The sequence below is a fragment of the Acidaminococcus sp. genome, assembly GCF_057597765.1.
In genome coordinates this window covers 43,384-63,976 of the sequence record NZ_DBMBXK010000001.1, presented here as the reverse complement: position 1 = coordinate 63,976, position 20,593 = coordinate 43,384, and the positions used below count along the sequence as shown (strand labels likewise).

21 protein-coding genes, 4 tRNA genes and 1 pseudogene are annotated in these 20,593 nt (G+C 57.6%); 25 read left to right on the top strand and 1 reads right to left on the bottom strand.

Going from position 1 to position 20,593, the window contains the following annotated elements:
• Positions 1-14: 14 nt before the first annotated feature.
• The 25 genes and pseudogenes from cysS to ttdB all read left to right on the top strand — a co-directional run bounded on the left by cysS (position 15) and on the right by ttdB (position 18,907).
• The gene (cysS, locus tag ACZOF8_RS00300; RefSeq protein WP_022487008.1) at positions 15-1,460 is read left to right on the top strand and encodes a cysteine--tRNA ligase; all 1,446 of its coding nucleotides are present in this window, start codon (positions 15-17) and stop codon (positions 1,458-1,460) included.
• On the top strand, positions 1,457-1,936 hold the full coding sequence (locus tag ACZOF8_RS00295; protein WP_441373876.1) for a Mini-ribonuclease 3: 480 nt from the start codon (positions 1,457-1,459) through the stop codon (positions 1,934-1,936). The genes cysS and ACZOF8_RS00295 overlap by 4 nt, the downstream gene beginning before the upstream one ends.
• The gene (gene thyX, locus ACZOF8_RS00290) at positions 1,936-2,643 is read left to right on the top strand and encodes an FAD-dependent thymidylate synthase (RefSeq protein ID WP_487426475.1); all 708 of its coding nucleotides are present in this window, start codon (positions 1,936-1,938) and stop codon (positions 2,641-2,643) included. Before ACZOF8_RS00295 ends, thyX begins: the two co-directional genes overlap by 1 nt.
• 6 nt (positions 2,644-2,649) lie before the next feature.
• Complete coding sequence (locus tag ACZOF8_RS00285) at positions 2,650-3,333, top strand: hypothetical protein (RefSeq protein ID WP_487426416.1); 684 nt, start codon at positions 2,650-2,652, stop codon at positions 3,331-3,333.
• 84 nt (positions 3,334-3,417) lie between these two features.
• A tRNA-Asp gene (locus tag ACZOF8_RS00280) sits at positions 3,418-3,494 on the top strand.
• Positions 3,495-3,496: 2 nt separating this feature from the next.
• A tRNA-Phe gene (locus ACZOF8_RS00275) sits at positions 3,497-3,572 on the top strand.
• A 9-nt stretch (positions 3,573-3,581) separates the two neighbouring features.
• Positions 3,582-3,656: transfer RNA gene (locus tag ACZOF8_RS00270), tRNA-Gly, on the top strand.
• A 9-nt stretch (positions 3,657-3,665) separates the two neighbouring features.
• Positions 3,666-3,739, top strand: a tRNA-Cys gene (locus ACZOF8_RS00265).
• Between the two features lie 60 nt (positions 3,740-3,799).
• Complete coding sequence (locus tag ACZOF8_RS00260; RefSeq protein ID WP_441373877.1) at positions 3,800-4,312, top strand: phosphatase PAP2 family protein; 513 nt, start codon at positions 3,800-3,802, stop codon at positions 4,310-4,312.
• A 453-nt stretch (positions 4,313-4,765) separates the two neighbouring features.
• A complete protein-coding gene (gene rimP / locus ACZOF8_RS00255; protein ID WP_022487820.1) occupies positions 4,766-5,227 on the top strand; it encodes a ribosome maturation factor RimP in 462 nt (153 codons plus the stop codon).
• Between the two features lie 30 nt (positions 5,228-5,257).
• Entirely contained in the window at positions 5,258-6,346 is a 1,089-nt protein-coding gene (nusA, locus tag ACZOF8_RS00250) for a transcription termination factor NusA (RefSeq protein WP_279127009.1), read from the top strand.
• Positions 6,343-6,615 carry an RNase P modulator RnpM gene (gene rnpM, locus ACZOF8_RS00245; RefSeq protein WP_022487822.1) on the top strand — a complete coding sequence of 91 codons (273 nt, stop codon included), beginning with the start codon at positions 6,343-6,345 and terminating at the stop codon, positions 6,613-6,615. The genes nusA and rnpM overlap by 4 nt, the downstream gene beginning before the upstream one ends.
• Positions 6,602-6,898, top strand: a complete 297-nt coding sequence (locus tag ACZOF8_RS00240; protein WP_022487823.1) for a L7Ae/L30e/S12e/Gadd45 family ribosomal protein — start codon at positions 6,602-6,604, stop codon at positions 6,896-6,898. The genes rnpM and ACZOF8_RS00240 overlap by 14 nt, the downstream gene beginning before the upstream one ends.
• Before the next feature lie 16 nt (positions 6,899-6,914).
• Positions 6,915-9,518, top strand: coding sequence for a translation initiation factor IF-2 (infB, locus tag ACZOF8_RS00235; protein WP_303226399.1), 2,604 nt, complete (start codon positions 6,915-6,917; stop codon positions 9,516-9,518).
• 9 nt (positions 9,519-9,527) lie between these two features.
• Complete coding sequence (gene rbfA, locus ACZOF8_RS00230) at positions 9,528-9,884, top strand: 30S ribosome-binding factor RbfA (protein ID WP_022487825.1); 357 nt, start codon at positions 9,528-9,530, stop codon at positions 9,882-9,884.
• Complete coding sequence (locus tag ACZOF8_RS00225; protein WP_022487826.1) at positions 9,877-10,833, top strand: DHH family phosphoesterase; 957 nt, start codon at positions 9,877-9,879, stop codon at positions 10,831-10,833. The genes rbfA and ACZOF8_RS00225 overlap by 8 nt, the downstream gene beginning before the upstream one ends.
• Positions 10,833-11,726: a tRNA pseudouridine(55) synthase TruB gene (gene truB / locus ACZOF8_RS00220; RefSeq protein ID WP_481143717.1), complete on the top strand. Its 894-nt coding sequence runs from the start codon at positions 10,833-10,835 to the stop codon at positions 11,724-11,726. Before ACZOF8_RS00225 ends, truB begins: the two co-directional genes overlap by 1 nt.
• On the top strand, positions 11,723-12,676 hold the full coding sequence (locus ACZOF8_RS00215; protein ID WP_279127001.1) for a bifunctional riboflavin kinase/FAD synthetase: 954 nt from the start codon (positions 11,723-11,725) through the stop codon (positions 12,674-12,676). Before truB ends, ACZOF8_RS00215 begins: the two co-directional genes overlap by 4 nt.
• A 95-nt stretch (positions 12,677-12,771) precedes the next feature.
• Complete coding sequence (gene rpsT / locus ACZOF8_RS00210; RefSeq protein ID WP_012938698.1) at positions 12,772-13,035, top strand: 30S ribosomal protein S20; 264 nt, start codon at positions 12,772-12,774, stop codon at positions 13,033-13,035.
• Positions 13,036-13,175: 140 nt separating this feature from the next.
• Positions 13,176-14,981 carry a translation elongation factor 4 gene (gene lepA / locus ACZOF8_RS00205; RefSeq protein WP_022487829.1) on the top strand — a complete coding sequence of 602 codons (1,806 nt, stop codon included), beginning with the start codon at positions 13,176-13,178 and terminating at the stop codon, positions 14,979-14,981.
• 21 nt (positions 14,982-15,002) lie between these two features.
• Positions 15,003-15,188: pseudogene (locus ACZOF8_RS00200) on the top strand (GntR family transcriptional regulator); the annotation flags it as partial.
• A gap of 144 nt (positions 15,189-15,332) precedes the next feature.
• The gene (locus ACZOF8_RS00195) at positions 15,333-16,007 is read left to right on the top strand and encodes a GntR family transcriptional regulator (RefSeq protein ID WP_368509238.1); all 675 of its coding nucleotides are present in this window, start codon (positions 15,333-15,335) and stop codon (positions 16,005-16,007) included.
• 227 nt (positions 16,008-16,234) lie between these two features.
• Positions 16,235-17,326 (top strand): SLC13 family permease, encoded by a 1,092-nt coding sequence (locus tag ACZOF8_RS00190; RefSeq protein WP_022487831.1) that lies wholly within the window; start codon positions 16,235-16,237, stop codon positions 17,324-17,326.
• 61 nt (positions 17,327-17,387) lie between these two features.
• The gene (ttdA, locus tag ACZOF8_RS00185) at positions 17,388-18,287 is read left to right on the top strand and encodes a L(+)-tartrate dehydratase subunit alpha (RefSeq protein WP_022487832.1); all 900 of its coding nucleotides are present in this window, start codon (positions 17,388-17,390) and stop codon (positions 18,285-18,287) included.
• Entirely contained in the window at positions 18,287-18,907 is a 621-nt protein-coding gene (gene ttdB / locus ACZOF8_RS00180; RefSeq protein ID WP_487426409.1) for a L(+)-tartrate dehydratase subunit beta, read from the top strand. The genes ttdA and ttdB overlap by 1 nt, the downstream gene beginning before the upstream one ends.
• A gap of 98 nt (positions 18,908-19,005) precedes the next feature.
• Here the strand turns inward: ttdB and ACZOF8_RS00175 are convergent, their stop codons facing one another.
• Complete coding sequence (locus ACZOF8_RS00175) at positions 19,006-20,367, bottom strand: APC family permease (protein WP_308664143.1); 1,362 nt, start codon at positions 20,365-20,367, stop codon at positions 19,006-19,008.
• Positions 20,368-20,593 lie beyond the last annotated feature (226 nt).

Here is a 20,593-nt window from a genome sequence, read left to right as displayed (position 1 = left end):
GAAAGGAGCTTTCTATGAGCATCCGTGTATATAATGACATGACCCGGCAGAAAGAGGAGTTCGTGCCTCTCCATCCCGGGAAGGTGGGAATCTATGTGTGCGGGGTCACTCCCTACAACCATCCCCATATCGGCAACGCCCGGCCCTTTGTGGTGTGGGATACCATCCGCCGGTTTTTGGACCATGAAGGGTACGATGTGACCTATGTCCAGAACTTCACCGACGTGGACGACAAGATCATCCGGGCTGCCAATGAAGAAGGGGTCACCTGGGACGTGATCGCCAACCGGTACATCAAAGCCTATTTCGAAGTGATGGACAAGCTCCATGTGAAGCGGGCCCATATCTATCCCCGGGTTTCCGAACACATCCCTGACATCATCCACACGGTCCAGCAGCTGATCGACCATGGCTACGGCTATGTGGTGGATGGGGACGTGTACTACCGGGTGGAAAAGTTCGCCCATTATGGGGAACTGTCCGGCCGGAAGCTGGAAGACATGATGGCCGGCGCCCGGGTGGACGTGGACGAACGGAAAGAGAACCCCATGGATTTCGCCCTGTGGAAATCCGCCAAACCGGGAGAACCCTCCTGGGACAGCCCCTGGGGCAAAGGCCGGCCGGGCTGGCACATTGAATGCTCCACCATGAGCACCAAGTACCTGGGTAACACCCTGGACTTCCATGGGGGCGGCAGCGACCTGATCTTCCCTCACCACGAAAATGAAATTGCCCAGAGCGAAGGAGCCACCGGGGTCCATCCCTTCGTCCGGTACTGGGTCCACAACGGATTCATCACCATCAACGAAGAAAAGATGTCCAAATCCCTGGGCAACTTCAAGACCGTGTATGATCTGCTGAAAGAATACGAACCGGAAACCATCCGGTATTTCATCCTGAACACCCACTACCGGAGTCCTCTGGACTTCAGCCAGGAACGGCTGGCGGAAGCGGGACGGAGCCTGGAACGGCTGCGCACGGCCCAGAACAACCTGCGGGAGATCCAGCAGGTGATCACCGTGGGACCGGACGCCGAAAGCCTGGCTCTCCGGGACAAAGTGGCGGAACTGCGCCAGGGGTTCTTCGACGCCATGAGCGACGACTTCAACACCTCTCTGGCCATCAGCTATCTGTTCGCCCTGGCCAAGGAGATCAACGTGTACCACAACGCCATCCTCAGCGGCGCCAAGAAGCCTGACGGCAAACTGGTGGAACAGATGGACAAGGCCTGGAAGGAAATGACCGGGGTCATCGGGATCCTGGAAAGTGAACCGGCCGCCAACAGCGAAGGGGGCGCGGTGAGCAACGAGGAAGCGGAAATTGCCGCCAAGATCGAAGAACGGCAGGCTGCCCGGAAAGCCCGGGATTTTGCCAAAGCCGATGCCATCCGTGACGAACTGGCCGCCAAGGGGATCATCCTGGAAGACACGCCCCAGGGCGTACGGTGGAAGAGAAAGTGAGATACGAACAGTATCAGCGGCTCCTGGACCATGTGCTGCATACCTGCGGTACCCCGCAGACCCTGCCGGAACCCCGGCTGATCCACCCGGTGGAACTGGCCTATATCGGGGATGCGGTGTTTTCCCTGTATGTGAGGATGCGGCTGCTGCCTGTAAGCAGCCATGTGCAGGTGCTCCACGACCTGGCCAGCCGGATGGTATCCGCGGTGATGCAGGCCAAAGCCATGGATGACATGGAAGAAGCCGGGATCCTGACGGAAGAGGAAGCCCAGATCGCCCGGCGGGGCCGGAACACCAAAAGCACGGTGCCCAAAAGTGCCAGTGTCCGGGAATACCGCCAGGGCACGGCTTTCGAGGCTCTTATGGGCTACCTGTACCTGACGGACCGGAAGGACCGGCTCCAGGAACTGATGGACCGGTCCTTTGAGTTGATCCGCCAGGCCATGGAGGACGAAAGGAAACAGAAAAAGAAATGATGCATGTAAAACTGCTCCGCTATACTCCCGAACCGGACCGGACCGTGGCCATGAGCGCCCGGCTCTGCTATTCTCCCATCGGGGCGGCGGAACTGGAAACCAAGATGACCGACCAGGAAGTGGCCAGCCTGGTGCGCCGGCTGGGCCAGATGGGGCACACTTCTACCTTTGAGCATGTAAGCTTCACCTTTGCCATCGAAGGGGTGTCCCGGGTGCTGACCCATCAGCTGGTGCGCCACCGGATCGCTTCCTACAGCCAGCAGAGCCAGCGGTATGTGAAGGAACACGATTTCGAGACCATCCTGCCGCCTACCCTGGCAGCCCGGCCGGAATGCAAGAAGGAATTTGAGGACCTGTGCAGCCGGATCCAGGACCTGTACAACAAATGGACGGAGGCAGGGGTGCCGGCGGAAGATGCCCGGTACATCCTGCCCAACGCGGCGGAAACCAAGATCGTGGTCACCATGAACGCCCGGAGCCTGCTCCATTTCTTCCAGCTCCGGTGCTGCGCCAGGGCCCAGTGGGAGATCCGGGCCCTGGCCTGGGAAATGCTCCGGCAGGTGAAGGAAGTGGCTCCCATCCTCTTTGAAAAGGCCGGCCCCACCTGTGAAAGCGACCGGGTCTGCCACGAAGGGAAAATGAGCTGCGGCCGGCTGGAAAAACTCCTGGCCCAGGACGCCGCCAGAGCTGCTGAAAAGAAGGCGTAACCGGCCATGGGGTACAAACCGATTGAAGAGATCCAGCAGGAGACCCGTCAGTGGGATTTCATCAAAGGGCTGCCGGACCAGGTGGGGAAGTTCACCAAGAAACTGGTGGACACCATCGACGGCCAGGTGCTCACCATCTGCCGGTATGAAGCTCCGGAACTCCGGGCCAAGCTGGATATCATCTACACTTCCGAGACCTTCGACTATATCGTGGTCCACACCATGGGGATGAATTCCTACCGGGACATCCGGTTCATCTACAAGGACAAGGATGTGTTCGCCAAAAACGTCCAGGCCTACCTGCCCGGGATCCTCCACAGCATGGAAGCCCCCACCAGCGTGAACCTGGGAGAGCAGGTGGCGGAACACGGAATCCTTGCCTGGGACTACGGGAACCATCTGCCGGAAAAGATCGGCCCCTTTGAACTGTACATCAAACCCGCCAACGCCATCGAGCACATCAACGGGTCCATCATCATGATCGACTATTCCAACTTCGACCGGATGGACCAGCTGATCATCATGTACAACCGGCTGCGGGACCAGTTCTTCGGGGAAGTGAAGATCAACTCCGTATTCCACGCCTCCATGGATTTTGACAGCAAAAATCTCAAGGAGCTGGAAGGCAAACTGAAAGAACACCTGGAAGAAACCCTGAAAAAGGTGGACCAGGCGGATCATACCATTTGACCGGAGAAGGAGAAAAAAGTCCTTGACTTTTTTCTCCTTCTCTCGTATACTATACAAGTCGGCGCTTGAAGAAGACGCCGCAACGGCCCAGTAGTTCAGTTGGTTAGAATGCCGCCCTGTCACGGCGGAGATCGTCGGTTCGAGTCCGTCCTGGGTCGCCAATGCCTCGGTAGCTCAGTTGGTAGAGCAAAGGACTGAAAATCCTTGTGTCCGCAGTTCGATTCTGCGCTGAGGCACCATTTCTTCAAGCGGAAGTAGCTCAGTGGTAGAGCATCACCTTGCCAAGGTGGGGGTCGCGAGTTCGAATCTCGTTTTCCGCTCCAATTTTTTATGGCGACGTAGCCAAGCGGTAAGGCAGAGGTCTGCAAAACCTTTATCCCCAGTTCGATTCTGGGCGTCGCCTCCAAATGAAGTAAAAGGAGCTGTTGCATGCGCAACAGCTCCTTTTTTACAGAAAGGAATCCCCATGCACTTCGAACGCCATTATGACCGTACCTATGCCCGGCTGACCCGGCCTTTCCGGGGCCGGCCCTGGGCTGTCCGGGGGCTTTTTCTTCTGAACGGGGCTCTGGTGGTGCTGATGTACATCGCCTATCCTCTGCTCCTGTGGCAGCTCTATACCCAGGGGGGAATGGCCAGCCCCGGCCTCCGGAAGGCCTTCTGGATCCCGGCCATTTCTTTCCTGCTCCTTACCCTGGTCCGCAGCAGGATCAACCGGCCCCGGCCCTATGAGGCCTGGCCCATTACCCCCCTGATCCCTCGGAACAAACAGGGGGAATCCTTCCCCAGCCGCCATGTGTTTTCCTCCACCATCATCGCCATGACGTATCTGTACTTTCACCCGCCGGTGGGGGCAGCTTTCCTCCTGGTGAGCCTTATCAGTGCCCTGGTGCGGGTGCTGGCCGGGGTGCACTATCCCACTGATGTGGGGGCGGGGATGGTGGTGGGGGTTATAGCTGGATTGGCTTTGTGGGGCTGACGCATAACCCCTGGGCGCCATAGCGGGCCATCTGCTTTGTCAGGCGGAATTTGGAAGCCGGGCATGTACCACTTTGTACTATGCCCAACTTCCAAATTCCGCCTTTCGCGCATCTGACCCACTCTGACGCCCAGGGAAAAGGTCGAAAGGTGGGGTGTTTTCGCGCATCTGGGGCCTTCTTGTGTGCAGGGAAGAAGTCGGGGACAACGCATCTGGACCCATCTCGTGCGCCTGGAGGAAATCTAGAATGCGCATCTGGGGCCTTCTTGTGTGCAGGGAAGGGGGTTGCCCGGAGGGCCGCCGACCGTTGACACATACCCGGTTTCATCGGGCTTGTTGCCATTTTCCCCGTGGGGTGCTATAATAAATAAGAAAACTGAGGCAGACCTTAGAGAGTGGGTATTCGATACCCGCTCTTTCGTTTACTAGGAAGAAAAAAGCAGAGGTGCCTGAATGGACAAAAAGAAAATCACCGAACGGGTGACGGAACTGGTCTCTCCCATTGTGGAGGCGGCCGGTCTGGAACTGGTGGATGTGGAGTACGTGCGGGAACGGGACTGGTTCCTGCGGGTCTTCATCGACAAAGAGGGCGGCATCGACATCGATGACTGCTCGGCGGTCAGCAATGCTCTGGCCAAGAAGCTGGACGAGGAGGACTTCATCAAGGAGAAGTATTACCTGGAAGTCTCTTCTCCGGGGATCGACCGGCCCCTGAAAAAGGACAAGGACCTGGAAGCCCACTATGGCAAGAAAGTGGACCTGGCCTTCTTTGCTCCTTATGAAGGGAAGAAGCAGCTGACGGCGGTGCTGAAAAGCCACGACGCCGAAAAGCTGGTGCTGGAAGACGCCAAAAAGAAAGAACTGGCCATCGACCGGAAGCTGATCGCTTCGGTCCGGCCCCATATCGATTTTTAAAGGATACAACTGTTAAGGAGGAATTTTGAAGTGAATGCGGATTTCGTGAAAGCCATTGCGCTCCTGGCCAAGGAGAAAAGCATTTCTCCCGACGTACTGTACAGTGCAGTGGAGGAAGCCCTGATTACCGCTTACAAGAAAAACTACGGTTCTGCCCAGAATGTACGGGTTTCCATGCATAAAGAAACCGGGGAGATCCATGTCTATGCCCGGAAGAACATTGTGGAGGAAGTCACGGATCCCACTACGGAAATCAGCCTGGAAGACGCCCAGAAGCTGAATCCCCACTACCAGGCCGGGGATATCCTGGAAACGGAAGTGACCCCCAAGAACTTCGGCCGGATCGCCGCCCAGAACGCCAAGCAGGTGATCGTCCAGCGGATCCGGGAAGCGGAACGGGGGATGGTGTACGAACGGTATTCTGACCGGGAAAACGACATTGTCACCGGTACCGTCCAGCGGATCGAAGGCCACAATGTGTTCATCGACCTGGGCACGGCGGAAGGCCTGCTGCTGCCCAACGAACAGATCCCTCATGAAACCTACGACTACCATCAGCGGCTGAAATGCTATGTGGTGGAAGTGAAGAAGACCACCAAGGGTCCCCAGATCATCCTGTCCCGGACCCATCCCGGCCTCCTGAAGCGGCTGTTCGAACTGGAAGTGTCCGAAATCCAGGATGGCACCGTGGTCATCGACAGTGTGGCCCGGGAACCGGGGATGCGCAGCAAGATCGCCGTCCACAGCACCAATCCCAGCGTGGATCCGGTAGGGGCCTGTGTGGGACCCAAGGGCATGCGGGTACGGGCCATTGTGGACGAACTCCGGGGAGAAAAGATCGACATTGTGAAATACAGTGAAGATCCGGAAGAATATGTGGCCAACGCCCTGTCCCCCTCCAAGGTGGTTTCCGCCCGGGCGGACAAGGACGAAAAGATCTGCCGGGTGGTGGTCCCTGACTACCAGCTGTCCCTGGCCATCGGCAAGGAAGGGCAGAACGCCCGTCTGGCCGCCAAACTCACCGGCTGGAAGATCGACATCAAGAGCGAATCCCAGGCGGCTGCTGCAGAAGCTGCCCAGGCTCAGGAAGCCCCTGAGGAAAGTGGTGAGGACGCATGAAAGTAAAGAAGATTCCCCAGCGGACCTGCATCGGCTGCGGGGAAATCCACAATAAGAAGGAAATGGTCCGGATCGTCCGGTCTCCGGAAGGAGCCGTGAGCCTGGACCGTTCCGGGAAGAAACCGGGCCGGGGTGCCTATGTGTGCCCCCAGGCTTCCTGTATCGAAAAGGCCTTCCAGAGCAAAGCCCTGGAAAGAGCCCTGCAGGTGAAGGTTTCTCCGGAAACGAAGGAAGCATTGCTGGCGGAGCTCACCCATGAAAACGGATGAACAGCTCTGCTTTGCCCTGAGTCTGGCGCAGAAGGCCGGGAAGCTGGCATCCGGCGATCAGGGCGTATGGGACACGCTGAAAAAAGGCCGTGCCCGTTACGTGCTGATTGCCGCTGATGCCTCGCCCCGTACGGTGGAGAAGATCCAGCGCTGGTGCGATGCCGGGAAGATCCCTTACGGGAAGATCCTGGACCGTGCCCGGCTGGGTGCCGCCATCGGAAAAGCGCCCCGGGCGGCTGTGGTCCTGATGGATGACAACTTCCGGAAGATGATGGGCTTTTGACTATGGAGGTGTGCGGATGACAAAATACAGAATCTATGAGATCGCCAAAGAATTGAACCTGGACAACAAAAAGGTACTGGGGTTCCTGGCTGACCATAAAATCACGGTGAAGAACCACATGAGCACGGTGGAAGCCGGGGTCCGGGACATGATCGTCAAGGGCCTGAAGAACAACCAGGGTGCCGTGAAGGCGGCTGCCCAGAAGGTCCAGGAAAAAGTGACCCAGGCAGCGGCTCCGGTAGCGGCCAAAGTGGCCCAGGTAAAGAGCGATGTGGCAGTGGGCAAAGCAGCCATCCAGGCCCATCATGCGGCCCAGGCCCAGCAGAAGGAACAGAACCGGAACAGCCAGCGTCCGGAAGGCCGGAACGACCGGAATGACCGGAGAAACGACAGCCGTCCGGAAAACCGGTCCAACGACCGGAACCATGGCCAGAACCGGAACGACCGGAGAAACGACCGTCCCCAGAACGGCCAGAACCAGAACCGGGACAACGGCCGCCGGAACGACCGTCCCCAGAATGGCCAGAACCGGAACGGGAACGGCAGCGGGAACAGCCGGTTCAGCCACAACGACCGGAACAACGGCCAGAACCGGAACGGAAACAATGGGAACAACAACCGGAACAAGCCCCAGAACAACCGGGGCGGGAAAGCCGGTGCCCCCATCAACGGCAACAGCGCCCATGCCGGCAAGGATATGGGCAAACGGAACGGCAGCCACAACCATCAGGAAAAACGGGAGAAAATCAAGGGCTCTTACGCCACCCGGGAGGACCGTCCTACCCGCAGTGCTGATCATATGATGAAAAACCATAAACACAAAAACAACAATAACAACAACCGGAACGCTGCTCCTGCAAGAAAGACCGAAGTGGTCCGTCCCACCAGCGTGGAAGTGGGGGAAAGCATCAGCGTGAAGGATTTCGCCAAGCTCCTGTGCCGGGACGTGAACGAAGTGATCAAAAAGCTGTTCATGCTGGGCAAGATGGTCACCATCAACCAGGAAATCGACCATGAAACCGCCGAACTGGTGGGCATGGACTTCAACTGCGAAATCAAGGAACCGCCTCCTGAAGCGGATCCCACGGAAGTGCCGGAAGTGGAAGACGACCCGGCTCTGCGGGTGCCCCGTCCCCCTGTGGTGACGGTTATGGGCCACGTGGACCACGGCAAGACCTCCCTTCTGGATGCCATCCGGAAAACCAACGTAACCGCTCGGGAAGCCGGCGGGATCACCCAGCACATCGGTGCTTACCGGGTGGTGTGCCAGGGCAAGCCCATTGTGTTCCTGGATACTCCCGGCCACGAAGCCTTTACCGCCATGCGTGCCCGTGGGGCCCAGGTGACGGATATCGCCGTGCTGGTGGTGGCCGCTGACGACGGGGTAATGCCCCAGACCATCGAAGCCATCAACCATGCCAAGGCCGCCAAGGTGCCTATTATCGTGGCCATCAACAAAATCGACAAGGAAGGGGCCAACCCGGACTTCGTCATGCAGCAGCTGTCCGAACACGGACTGATCCCGGAAGCCTGGGGCGGGGACACCATCATGGTTCCCGTATCTGCCCGGCAGAAGACCGGTATCTCCGACCTGCTGGAAATGATCCTGCTGGTGGCTGAAATGCAGGATCTGAAAGCCAACCCCAACCTGCCTGCCCACGGCACCATCATCGAAGCCAAACTGGACAAGGGCAGAGGGCCTGTGGCCTCCGTGCTCATCGACCGGGGGACCCTGCACATCGGGGATTCCATCCTGGCCGGCACCTGCTACGGGAAGGTCCGTGCCATGGTCAACGACCGGGGCGAAAAGGTGAAGAAGGCACTGCCTTCCACCCCTGTGGAAGTGCTGGGGCTCAATGACGTGCCGGAAGCCGGGGACATCATGGACGCCTGCGACGAACATGTGGCCCGGACCGTGGCGGAAAAACGCCTGGCCAAGCAGAAGATGGAAGAACAGAAGAAGGCCAAGGTTTCCCTGGACGATATTTTCAACCGGATCCAGGAAGGGGAACTGAAGGACCTGAACATTGTGGTGAAGGCCGACGTACAGGGCACCATCCAGGCCCTGGAACAGGCACTCACCAAGATCAAGAACGATGAAGTGAAAGTGGTCATCGTCCATTCCGGGGTAGGGGCCATCAACGAATCCGACGTGATGCTGGCTTCCGCCGCCAACGCCCTGATCATCGGCTTCAACGTCCGTCCGGATGCCAATGCCCGGAAGACCGCCGAACAGGAAAAGGTGGACATCCGCACCTACCGGGTCATCTACGATGCCCTGAACGATGTGGAAGCCGCCATCAAGGGGATGCTGGCTCCCAAATTCAAGGAAAAGATCATCGGCCATGTGGAAATCCGGCAGGTGATCCCCATCAACAAGATGCTGATTGCCGGTGCCTATGTGAAGGACGGGAAGATCACCCGGTCTGCCAAAGTGCGGCTGGTCCGGGACGGCATCGTGATCCACGAAGGGGAACTGGATTCCCTGCGCCGGTTCAAGGACGATGTGAAGGAAGTGGCGGCCAACTTCGAATGCGGGCTGACCCTGGCCGACTACCGGGATATCAAGGTGGGCGACCAGCTGGAAGTCTACACCATGGAAGAAGTGGCGGCAGAATAAGGAGGGACCATGTCCAAACTTCGTGCGGAAAAACTCCAGGCGCTGATCAAGCAGGAAATGAGCAACATGCTGATCCGGGACGTAAAGGATCCCCGGGTGAAGTTCGTTACCATTACCGGTGTGGAAGTGAGCAACGACCTGAGCTACGCCAAGATCTATGTAAGCCTCTACGGCAGCGAGGAACAGCAGGCGGCAGCCTGGAAGGGCCTCCAGTCCGCCCTGGGCTTCTTCCGTCGGGAAATCGCCCGGCGGATCGATCTGCGGGTGGCTCCGGTGCTCAGCTTCCACAAGGATACCTCCATGGAATACAGCGCCCATATTGAATCCATCCTTCATGAGCTGAAGAAAGAAGAGCATCATGAGTAAGGCACTGGATCTGAAAGAAACCTGGCAGCTGCTCATGAGCGTCCAGGACCTGGTGCTGGTGAGCCATGTGGGGCCTGACGGGGATACCCTGGGTTCCACCCTGGGCCTGGCCCGGGCCCTGCGCCAGGCTGGGAAAAAGGTGCGGCTGCTGGTGGATGATATCCTGCCGGCGGTGTACCAGTTCCTGCCCGGACTGGATGCCTATGAACAGCCCAAACAGGGGGAGAAGATCCATTGCGACCTGACGGTGGTGGTGGATGCTTCTTCCAAGGACCGGATGGGGGAGGCGGAAGAATGCCTTTCCGCGCCGATCCTGAACATCGACCATCACGTGTCCAACACCCGGTATGCGGATTATCTGCTGCTGGATGACCAGGCGGCGGCCACCGGGGAGATCATGTATCTGATGCTGGAAGAGAACGGGGTGCCTGTGGACCAGGAACTGGCCACGGACCTGTATACGGCCATTGTCACCGACTGCGGCTATTTCAAGTACGCCAACACCACTCCCCGCTGCATGCGGGTGGGGGCGGACCTTTTGGCCCTGGGGGTGAAGCCCAACGAGATTTCCGACCAGCTGGAACTGAAGGCCCGGAATTCCGTGGAGCTGCTGGCCAAGGTACTGCCCAGCCTGAGCTTCTATGCAGGAGGGAAGATCGCCACCCTGGAGGTGCCCCTGGCCCTTTATGACAAGACCGTTTCCACCGAAAGCTTCATCTACCATCCCCGGTACATTGCCGGGGTGGATGTGGCAGTGCTGTTCAAGCAGGTGGAACCCCGGTCCACCCGGGTGAGCATGCGGTCCAAACAGGTGGATGTGAGCAAGGTGGCGGTGGCCTTCAACGGCGGGGGACACCCCAAAGCCGCCGGCTGCACCATCGGGCTGCCTCTGGAAGAAGCCAAGAAGGCTCTCCTGGAAGCCCTGGAAAAGGCCCTGGAGGAACTGTGATGGACGGGATTTTCAACGTACTCAAACCACCGGGCATGACCAGCCATGATGTGGTGGGGGCCCTGCGGAAAATCCTCAACATGAAGAAAATCGGCCACGGGGGCACCCTGGATCCTCTGGCTGCCGGGGTACTGCCGGTGTTTACCGGCATTGCCACCCGGTTCCTGGAATATGCGGCCCATGAGGAAAAAAGCTACCGGGCGGAACTGACCTTCGGGTTCCAGACCGATACCGGGGATACGGAAGGGAAGGTCATTGCCCAAAGTCCCGTGCGTCCGCTGACGGATGAGGAAATCGAAGCAGCCCTGGCTTCCTTCCGGGGAGAGGGGACCCAGATCCCGCCCATGTATTCCGCCATCAGCGTAGGGGGCACCAAGCTGTACAAGCTGGCCCGGCAGGGCATCGAAGTGAAGCGGGAGCCCCGGCCCATTACCCTCTATGAACTGGAAAAGGTGGACTATACCGGGGACACCCTGGTGTTCGACGTGACCTGTTCCAAGGGCACCTTCATCCGGACCCTCTGTGAGGATCTGGCGGAAAAGCTGGGGATGAAGGGGACCATGAGCTTCCTGCTCCGGCGGAAGGCCGGGGTGTTTACCCTGGAAGAGTCCCATACCCTGGAAGAGATCGCCGCCGACCCGGAAGGGTGCTGTACCGGGGTGGAAACGGTACTGGCGTCTTTCCCCAAACTGGTGGTGAACAACCTCCAGGGCCGGCGGATCGCCCAGGGGGTGGCCACCACCCTGCCCGGGATCCAGGACGGTACCCTGTACCAGCTGTGGACCCGGGAGGGGCTCCTGGTGGGCCTGGCCAAAGCTGTGGACGGCCGGCTCCGGCCCCACAAGATCATCCACATCCCTGACGTGGAAACAAGGACGGAAGATAGAACATGAAACTGATTACATCGCTGGACGAACTGCACAGCGCCCATCTGCTGCCTTCTGCGGCGGCACTGGGGACCTTTGACGGGGTCCACCGGGGCCACCAGGAGGTGATCGGGACCACCCGGCTCTATGCCCGGGAGCACCATCTCCAGCTGATGGTCTTTACCTTCAGCACCCATCCCCTGGCCAGCCTGAAGCCGGAGCTGGAACCGCCCCGGCTGCTGGACAATCCCGCCAAGGAAAAGCTCATGGTGGAACTGGGGGTGGACATCCTGGTGAACATCCCCTTTACCCGGGAACTGGCGGCCATGAGTGCCGACGCGTTCCTCCAGATGCTGGTGGACTGCGGGGTGAAGGCTGTGGGCATCGGGGACAATTTCAGCTTCGGTGCCGGAGGCAAGGGGAACGTCCGCCTTTTAAAGACGGAACACAGCCGGTTCGGGCTCACCATCCTGTCCCGGCCCCTGCTGAAGCAGGATGGGCTGGTGGTGAGCAGCACCAACATCCGGAAGGCCATCGCCGAAGGCCGGGTGGAACTGGCGGCCCAGATGCTGGGACGGCCTTATGCCATCCGGGGCCAGGTGGTGCCCGGAGATCACCGGGGACGGCTGCTGGGGTTCCCTACGGCCAACCTGAAGATCCTGGGCCAGCATTTTGCCGTGCCTGCCTTCGGGGTGTACGCCGGCCGGGTACTGGTGGCAGGGCAATGGTATGACGCCATGGTGAACGTGGGGGACAATCCCACCTTTGCCAACCAGGAAGCCCGCCTGGAAGCCCATCTGTTCCGGTTCGAAGGGGATCTCTACGGCCGGGAGGTGCTGGTCCAGCTGGTGGCCCGGCTCCGGGGAGAAGAAAAATTCCCTGACCTGGACCGGCTCCAGGAACAGCTCCGGAAGGACGCCCGGAATGCCCAGAGCCTTTTGGCCATGGAGGAAGAATCCGCTGGCCGGAAGGGCTGAACAGAAAGATTGAGAAATAAATGGAAAAATCCCTTGCACAAAGGGAGCATCCATGATATTATATTTTGGTAAAGCTTATTGGTGGAGGTGAGAACATGCCGAATATTAAGTCTTCCATTCGTAGTGTCAAGACTGATGCCGAACGGCGCGCTGCCAATGGCCCGGTGAAAGCTGAAATCCGCAGCACCGCACGCAAGGTTGAAGCTTTTGCTGCTGCAGGATCCAAAGAAGAGGCCCAGGCCACTTTGAAAGTAGCAGCGAGCTTATTAGATAAAGCTGCTCGGAAAGGCACGGTGAACAAAAAAGCCGCAGCCCGCAAGAAATCCCGTTTAGCTAAGAAAGTCAACGCAGTAAAATAAGGCTGAACAGCAGGAAGGCTGACAACTTCGGTTGCCGGCCTTTTTTGTTGCGTGTGGAAGGGCCTCCCCATACATGGTATAATAAAGTATTGAAACATCTCCGCCTGTTTTTCAGGCGTTGACAGAAAGTGAGAGAATCCATGGCAAAACGTGATCATATTCGAAATTTTTCCATTATCGCCCATATCGACCACGGCAAATCCACCCTGGCCGACCGGCTTATTGAAATGACCGGGACCCTGTCCAAACGGGAAATGGAGGACCAGATCCTGGACTCCATGAGCCTGGAACGGGAACGGGGCATCACCATCAAGGACCAGGCAGTCCAGCTGGACTACAAGGCCAAGGACGGGAACGACTACATCCTGAACCTGATCGACACCCCGGGGCATGTGGACTTTACCTATGAAGTTTCCCGGGCCCTGGCGGCCTGTGAGGGGGCGCTCCTGGTCATCGACGCCACCCAGGGCATCGAGGCCCAGACCCTGGCCAATGTGTACCTGGCCATGGACCACGATCTGGAGATCATCCCGGTGATCAACAAAATCGACCTGCCCAGCGCCGACGTGCCCCGGGTGGAAAAGGAAATCGAGGACATCCTGGGCATCGACAAAAGTGACTGTGTCCTGTGCTCCGCCAAAACCGGCCTGGGAGTGGACCAGGTGCTGGAAGCGGTGGTGAACCGGGTGCCGGCCCCCAAAGGGGACCCGGAATCTCCTCTCCAGGCCTTGATCTTCGATTCCAAGTTCGACGCCTACAAAGGGGTCATGCTGTATGTGCGGGTGGTGAACGGCTGCCTGAAAAAGGGCATGTCCATCCGTCTCATGGCCACCGGCAAGGTCTATGACGTAACGGAAGTGGGGGTGTTCAAGCCTGCCATGGTCAACGTGCCGGAACTGGGAGAAGGCCAGGTGGGTTTCCTGGCGGCAGCCATCAAGACCGTCAAGGACGCCCGGGTGGGGGATACCATCACCGACAACAACCGGCCGGCCAAAGAGCCTCTGCCAGGGTACCGGAAGGCTACCCCCATGGTGTACTGCGGCCTGTATCCCATCGAGAACTCCGACTATGACAACCTCCGGGACGCCCTGGAAAAACTCCAGCTCAACGACGCTTCCCTGACCTTCGAGCCGGAAACCTCTTCCGCCCTGGGCTTCGGGTTCCGGTGCGGGTTCCTGGGCCTGCTCCACATGGACGTGATCAAGGAACGGCTGGAACGGGAATACGGCCTGAGCCTGATCACCACCGCCCCCAACGTTATCTACGAAGTGGTGAAGACCAACGGGGACATCGAAATGGTGGACAACCCCTCCCAGTTCCCCAACCCCACAGTGATCGAGCATGTGGAGGAACCTTTCGTGAACGCCACCATCATCGTGCCCAAGGACTTTGTGGGGCCGGTGATGGAACTGTCCCAGGAAAAGCGGGGAGAATACCAGAACATGACCTACCTGGACGAAACCCGGGTAATGATCCACTATGCCCTGCCCCTGTCGGAAATCATCTTCGACTATTTCGACCGGCTGAAAAGCGTGTCCCGGGGCTATGCTTCCCTGGACTATGAGCTCAGCGGCTACCGGCCTTCGGACATGGTGAAGGTGGATATCCTCCTGAACGGGGATCCGGTGGATGCTCTCAGCGCCATCGTCCATCGGGACCGGGCCCAGTACTGGGGCCGTGCCCTGGTGGAAAAGCTCCGGAAGCTGATTCCCCGGCAGCTGTTCGAAATCCCCATCCAGGCGGCCATCGGCAGCAAGATCATCGCCCGGGAAAACGTCAGCGCCCTCCGGAAGGATGTGCTGGCCAAATGCTACGGCGGGGACATTACCCGGAAGCGGAAGCTGCTGGAAAAGCAGAAAGCCGGGAAAAAGCGCATGAAGCAGGTGGGCAGCGTGGAACTGCCTCAGGAAGCCTTTATGGCCATCCTGAAAATGGACGACAAATAACCGGTGAAAGGAGGGAGGGCCATGGTGACCCTGCAGAAATCCACCCAGGATCTGATCTGCCAGTCTCTCCGGAGCCGGATCGCCTCCGGTGATCTGGAACCAGGGACGGAACTGAAGCAGGTGGAACTGGCCAAAACCTACGGGGTGTCCCGGATGCCCATCCGGGAGGCCCTCCAGGGCCTGATGCTGGAAGGACTGGTGACCCGGCTCAGCAACCGGCACATGGTGGTGTCTTGCCATGCCCGGGAGATCCTGGAGAACCGGAAGGTGCCCCGGACTGAGGAAAATGAGGCTCCGGCACCGGAAGAAAAGGCGGCTGGTTCCCCGGCTTACCGGGTGGAGACGGAAACGGTGCCGGAAACCATCGGGAAGATTCATCTCCTGCCGGCACGGGAACAGGTGGCCTCCTATCTCCGGAAGGCTATTCTCCGCCGGGAAATCCCGGAAGGGAGCGTCCTGACCCTGGAAGAGACCGCCCGGCACATGGGGGTGTCCACCACCCCGGTCCGGGAAGCCCTCCAGCTGCTGGCCACCCAGGGGCTGGTGAAGCTGCGGCCCAACAAGGGGGCCGTGGTGCTGGGCATCGACGAAAAATCCATCCGGGACCATTTCGCCGTCCGGGAGATCCTGGAACGGGAAGCGGCGGCCCTGGCCGCCCGTCCCGGCAGCGACCTGCGGGAAGTGGAGCGGGTGTACGCCGGGATGCAGGAGTGCCTGGCCCAGCACCGGTATGCCGAATACAAGCACTACAACGAAAGCTTCCATATGGCCCTGTGGGAGGCCGCCGGGAATCCCAAACTGACCCAGATCCTGGCCAGCCTGTGGAACGGCCTGTCCCTGGGTTTCCTGGTGACGGAAACCGATTACGCCAAGATCTCCTTCTTCGAACACGAGCAGCTGATGGAAGCCCTCCGGGCCCACGATCCGGAAAGAGCCAAAAAGCTCATGGACGAACACATGAAACGGAGTATGGACAATATCCTCACCAACTACCGGGAACAGGTGGGGAAGGGCGGGGGTGCGTGAGCGCCCCTTTTTTGGCCGCTGACCAATGAGTGCTGTTTTTGACAGCACTCATTTTGTATTTATGATATTATATCCAAATTTGTAGTCAAAAATCAGATAATTCCATAACCCCATTGACTCTTTCTGCCAATGGGGTTATAGTATCATCAAGAAATGGATACATTATCAAATATCAAAATTAATTCAAGCGCGCAGGATTGATGGAGAACAAAGGAGGAGAAAACATAATGTCACCCATTGCCATTACTTTGACTTTGCTGGTACTGGTCATCATCCTGTTTGTCACTGAAAAACTTCCCCTGGCGGTTACGTCCATGATCGCCCTGATGGTTCTGGTCCTTACCGGGGTACTGAGCCCCAAGGATGCCTTTGCAGGCTTTGTGGACAGCAACCTGATCCTGTTCGTGGCCATGTTCGTCATCGGCGGTGCCTTTTTTGAAACGGGCATGGCCAACAAGGCAGGGGGCATCGTCACCCGGTTTGCCAAAACCGAACGGCAGCTGATCGTTTCCGTGATGCTGGTCACCGGCATCATGAGCGGCTTTTTGTCCAACACCGGTACGGCGGCCATCCTGATCCCCGTGGTCATCGGCATCGCCTCCAAATCCGGTTTCGCCCGGTCCCGGCTGCTGCTGCCTCTGATTTTTGCGGCGGCCATGGGCGGGAACCTGTCCATCATCGGGGCCCCTGGTAACCTGCTGGGGAAAAGCGCCCTGGAAGCCATCGGTCAAGATATCAGCTTCTTCGAATACGGCTATGTGGGGCTGCCCATCCTGCTGATCGGCACCCTGTTCTTCGCCACTGTAGGCTACCAGTTCCTGCCGGACCATCAGGCCAAAGCCGGAGAAAGCATCTATGACAAGGCTCCGGATTTCTCCCAGGTGGCTCCCTGGAAACAGAAAGTTTCCCTGATTGTCATGGTCCTTACCATTATCGCCATGATCTTCGAAAAACAGATCGGCATCAAGTTCTACCTGTCCGGTTGCATCGGGGCTCTGGTGCTGGTGACGGTGATCCTACTGCTCAGCTGCATCATGACCAACTTCATGAGCAACTTCGGCACGGCGGCCCTTTTGATCCCCATCAGCGTGAACATTTCCGAAGCCATGGGGGCTGACCCCAAGGCCGTGATCGTAGCCACTGTCATCGGTGCTTCCCTGGCCTTTGCCACTCCCATCGGGATGCCGGCCAACATGATGGTGTTCGCCCCTGGGGGATACAACTTCAACGATTATGTGAAGGCCGGCCTTCCCATGGTGATCATCGGCTACATCGTCTCTCTTGTCCTGCTGCCCATCCTGTTCCCCTTCTATCCCTGATGGTACGGGAACATGTGAATAGAAAACAACCTGTGTGTTCAAGTATAAGGAGGAAATGAAAATGTCCAAAGAAGCCCAAGTCAAACAAATGACCGACATTATGGCCAAGTTCGTCGGCTACACCGCCAAGGTGCTGCCCGATGATGTGGCTGCCAAACTGAAGGAACTGGCCGAAAAGGAAACGGTGCCCATTGCCAAGCTGCTGTATGAAACCTACGCCAAGAACCAGAAGCTGGCCAAGGAACTGAACCGTCCTTCCTGCCAGGATACCGGCGTGCTCCAGTATTTCGTGAAATGCGGCACCAACTTCCCCCTCATCGGGGAACTGGAAGGGCTGCTGAAGGAAGCCACTGTACAGGCCACCTTCGCCACCCCCCTGCGCCACAACAGCGTGGAAACCTTCGATGAATACAACACCGGCAAGAATGTGGGGAAAGGGACTCCCACCGTGTTCTGGGAAATCGTGCCCGATTCCGACACCTGCGAAATCGACACCTACATGGCCGGGGGCGGCTGCACCCTGCCGGGCCACGCCATGGTGCTGATGCCCGGGGAAGGGTATGAAGGGGTCACCAAGTTCGTCCTGGAGCGGATGTACACCTATGGACCCAACGCCTGCCCGCCCTTCCTGGTGGGGGTAGGGGTGGCCACCTCTGTGGAAACCGCCGCTCTCCTGTCCAAAAAGGCTCTCATGCGTCCTCTGGGTTCCCACAATCCCAACCCCCGGGCTGCGGAAATGGAAAAACTCCTGGAAGAAGGCATCAACAAGATCGGTCTGGGGCCTCAGGGCATGACCGGCAGCGCTTCCGTACTGGGTGTACACATCGAAAACACCGCCCGGCATCCGTCCGCCATCGGGGTGGCTGTGAACATCGGCTGCTGGAACCACCGCCGGGGCCACATCATTTTCGACAAAGACCTGCATTACACCATCACTTCTCATAAGGGGGCTGAATTATAATGGCTAACAAAGTTGTGCTGCATACACCCATTAAATCCGAAGACATCGAGAACCTGAAAATCGGGGACATCGTCTATCTGACCGGCAAGATCACCACCTGCCGGGACGTGGCTCACCGCCGGCTCATCGAAGAAGGCCGGAAGCTGCCGGTGGAACTGGAAGGGGGCGCCATTTTCCACGCAGGCCCCATTGTCCGTCCCATTGAAGGCCAGGAAAACGCCTATGAAATGGTTTCCATCGGACCCACCACTTCCATGCGGATGGAAAAATTCGAAAAGGATTTCATTCCCCAGACCGGCGTGAAGCTGATCGTGGGCAAAGGGGGCATGGGCCAGGACACCATGGATGCCTGCCAGAAGTACAAAACCATCTTCTGTGTGTTCCCGGCCGGCTGTGCCGTGGTATCCGCCGTCCATTTCAAGAAGATCATCGACGCCCAGTGGAAAGACCTGGGGATGCCGGAAACCCTGTGGACCAGCGAAGTGGAAGAACTGGGGCCCCTGATCGTGGCTGTTGACACCAAAGGCGGCAACCTGTTCGAAGAAAACAAGAAGACCTACAAGAAACGGGCTGAAGAAGTATACGAGGAAATTATCCCCAACGTCCGGTTCATTAAATAAGGAAAAATGTAAGAAAAAAATGCCGCCTGCAGGCGGCATTTTTTGTCATACGTGGATGGCGGAGAACTTCCCTTAAGGTCAGTTCTTTTTTTATGCTGTTACCCATTCAAGGTCTCTGTCCTGATGATTTCTTCTTTCCGCTCTTCCAAAATCCTGCGGTCCACATTTCCCACTTTCAGGGAACGCCAGCTGAGAGCAAGAGGCACCACAAGGACAATTACAGCCACGATGGCATCTTTGAGGGCCATGTCTTTCAGGAGAGTGATGCCTACTAACAGGGCGCTGATGCCGCCCAAGATACAGCACAGTTTGTAGAGCCAGAGAGGGCAGCGGATGGAACGTCTGGCGAACTGCTCCGGGTATTTCTCCGGAATCTTTATGCAAGCCGTGTTCAGATAGGCGTTGATGAACATGCAGGGAATCATCAGCATACTGATTACATTGTTGAAATCCATACCAGTCAGGATGGGGATGGCGGCCAGGATGTACACAAGGGTGAAGGCACCGTAGGGATATCCGTCCTTTGCCTTTCTTCCAAAGAATCCCGTCAGCCATCCGTCATCGGCCATGGAAGCCAGGGGTTCACGGATCATAACCAGGACGCCCAGGAAGGAAGAGACAATGGCGCAGGCACCGCCGCCGATAATGAAAAACGCAAATAGAACAGGATTCAAAAAAGCGGAAGCCACCACACTGAGGTTCTGGTTGGCCACTTTGTCATAAGGCAGCACACCGGCTGCCACATAGGACATCAATCCATAGACCACTGAAACAACTGCACAGGTTACCAAAATCCCCAAAGGAATCGTAAGTTTCGGGTTCTTTGTAATCCGTGCTACGCCTACAGGTCCCATGGTGGTTCCCTGGCAGGCAAACCCCATGATGGCAATGGCACTGATCACACCGCTCATTCCGCCGTGGAAAAAGCCTCCATCAGCGGCAGGGCTGAAGAAAAAGGCGGGATCCACATGGGGGACGCCCAGAATGATGAAGAGAAACAGGGCAATCAGGAGGAAGGCCGTTGCTGTATTCTGGAATATGGTGACGATCCGGTTGCCCCGGATGGTCAGCAGAAAATGGACTGTCAGAATTACCATACTTGTGATGGATGTATGTTCTCCCAAAACAGGCCAAAGACTGCTTAAATAGCTGGTCAGAGCCAAAGAATATCCGGTAATCCCAAAGGCCCACATTACGTTAGTCCATCCGCCATATCCAGTGAGCACCGGCGGCAGCATCATGCCTCTCATACTGTAGTCGCCGCCATTGACCACAAAGATACTGGAAAGAGCCAAATTGTACCAGTAGGCGAATAACATATAGAATACACCAATCAGCGTAACCACCAGGACGGACCTGCCCGTCATGCCAATGGCTGAGCCCAGTGTCACAAATATGCCGGATCCGATGGCACCGCCGACTCCCAATCCAATAATATTCACAAGACCGATTTTTTTCATCTGCTCGCTGCTCATTCTTTTTCTCCTCGTATAATATTTTTGTGAGAAAGATAAAATCCGTATGCACTCCCTGCAGTTTCCTTTGTCAATTTCAATATTTACGGTAAATTCTGTCTTTTTAAAAAAGAGAAAAAATCCACCTCTTCAAGTAAGAAATCCATATGATTCCGGAACGCTGCTGTCGGAACAGGAATTTTGCGGACTCCTGTTCCAACTGCAGAATTCT

Coding starts and splice junctions, on each gene's coding strand:
- rpsT (WP_012938698.1), top strand. CDS start 12,772: ATGCCGAATATTAAGTCTTCCATTCGTAGTGTCAAGACTGATGCCGAA.
- ACZOF8_RS00175 (WP_308664143.1), bottom strand. CDS start 20,367: ATGAAAAAAATCGGTCTTGTGAATATTATTGGATTGGGAGTCGGCGGT.
- cysS (WP_022487008.1), top strand. CDS start 15: ATGAGCATCCGTGTATATAATGACATGACCCGGCAGAAAGAGGAGTTC.
- ACZOF8_RS00240 (WP_022487823.1), top strand. CDS start 6,602: ATGAAAACGGATGAACAGCTCTGCTTTGCCCTGAGTCTGGCGCAGAAG.
- ACZOF8_RS00190 (WP_022487831.1), top strand. CDS start 16,235: ATGTCACCCATTGCCATTACTTTGACTTTGCTGGTACTGGTCATCATC.
- truB (WP_481143717.1), top strand. CDS start 10,833: ATGGACGGGATTTTCAACGTACTCAAACCACCGGGCATGACCAGCCAT.
- ACZOF8_RS00215 (WP_279127001.1), top strand. CDS start 11,723: ATGAAACTGATTACATCGCTGGACGAACTGCACAGCGCCCATCTGCTG.
- ACZOF8_RS00260 (WP_441373877.1), top strand. CDS start 3,800: ATGCACTTCGAACGCCATTATGACCGTACCTATGCCCGGCTGACCCGG.
- rbfA (WP_022487825.1), top strand. CDS start 9,528: ATGTCCAAACTTCGTGCGGAAAAACTCCAGGCGCTGATCAAGCAGGAA.
- rimP (WP_022487820.1), top strand. CDS start 4,766: ATGGACAAAAAGAAAATCACCGAACGGGTGACGGAACTGGTCTCTCCC.
- rnpM (WP_022487822.1), top strand. CDS start 6,343: ATGAAAGTAAAGAAGATTCCCCAGCGGACCTGCATCGGCTGCGGGGAA.
- thyX (WP_487426475.1), top strand. CDS start 1,936: ATGCATGTAAAACTGCTCCGCTATACTCCCGAACCGGACCGGACCGTG.
- ttdB (WP_487426409.1), top strand. CDS start 18,287: ATGGCTAACAAAGTTGTGCTGCATACACCCATTAAATCCGAAGACATC.
- ACZOF8_RS00285 (WP_487426416.1), top strand. CDS start 2,650: ATGGGGTACAAACCGATTGAAGAGATCCAGCAGGAGACCCGTCAGTGG.
- ttdA (WP_022487832.1), top strand. CDS start 17,388: ATGTCCAAAGAAGCCCAAGTCAAACAAATGACCGACATTATGGCCAAG.
- ACZOF8_RS00225 (WP_022487826.1), top strand. CDS start 9,877: ATGAGTAAGGCACTGGATCTGAAAGAAACCTGGCAGCTGCTCATGAGC.
- lepA (WP_022487829.1), top strand. CDS start 13,176: ATGGCAAAACGTGATCATATTCGAAATTTTTCCATTATCGCCCATATC.
- infB (WP_303226399.1), top strand. CDS start 6,915: ATGACAAAATACAGAATCTATGAGATCGCCAAAGAATTGAACCTGGAC.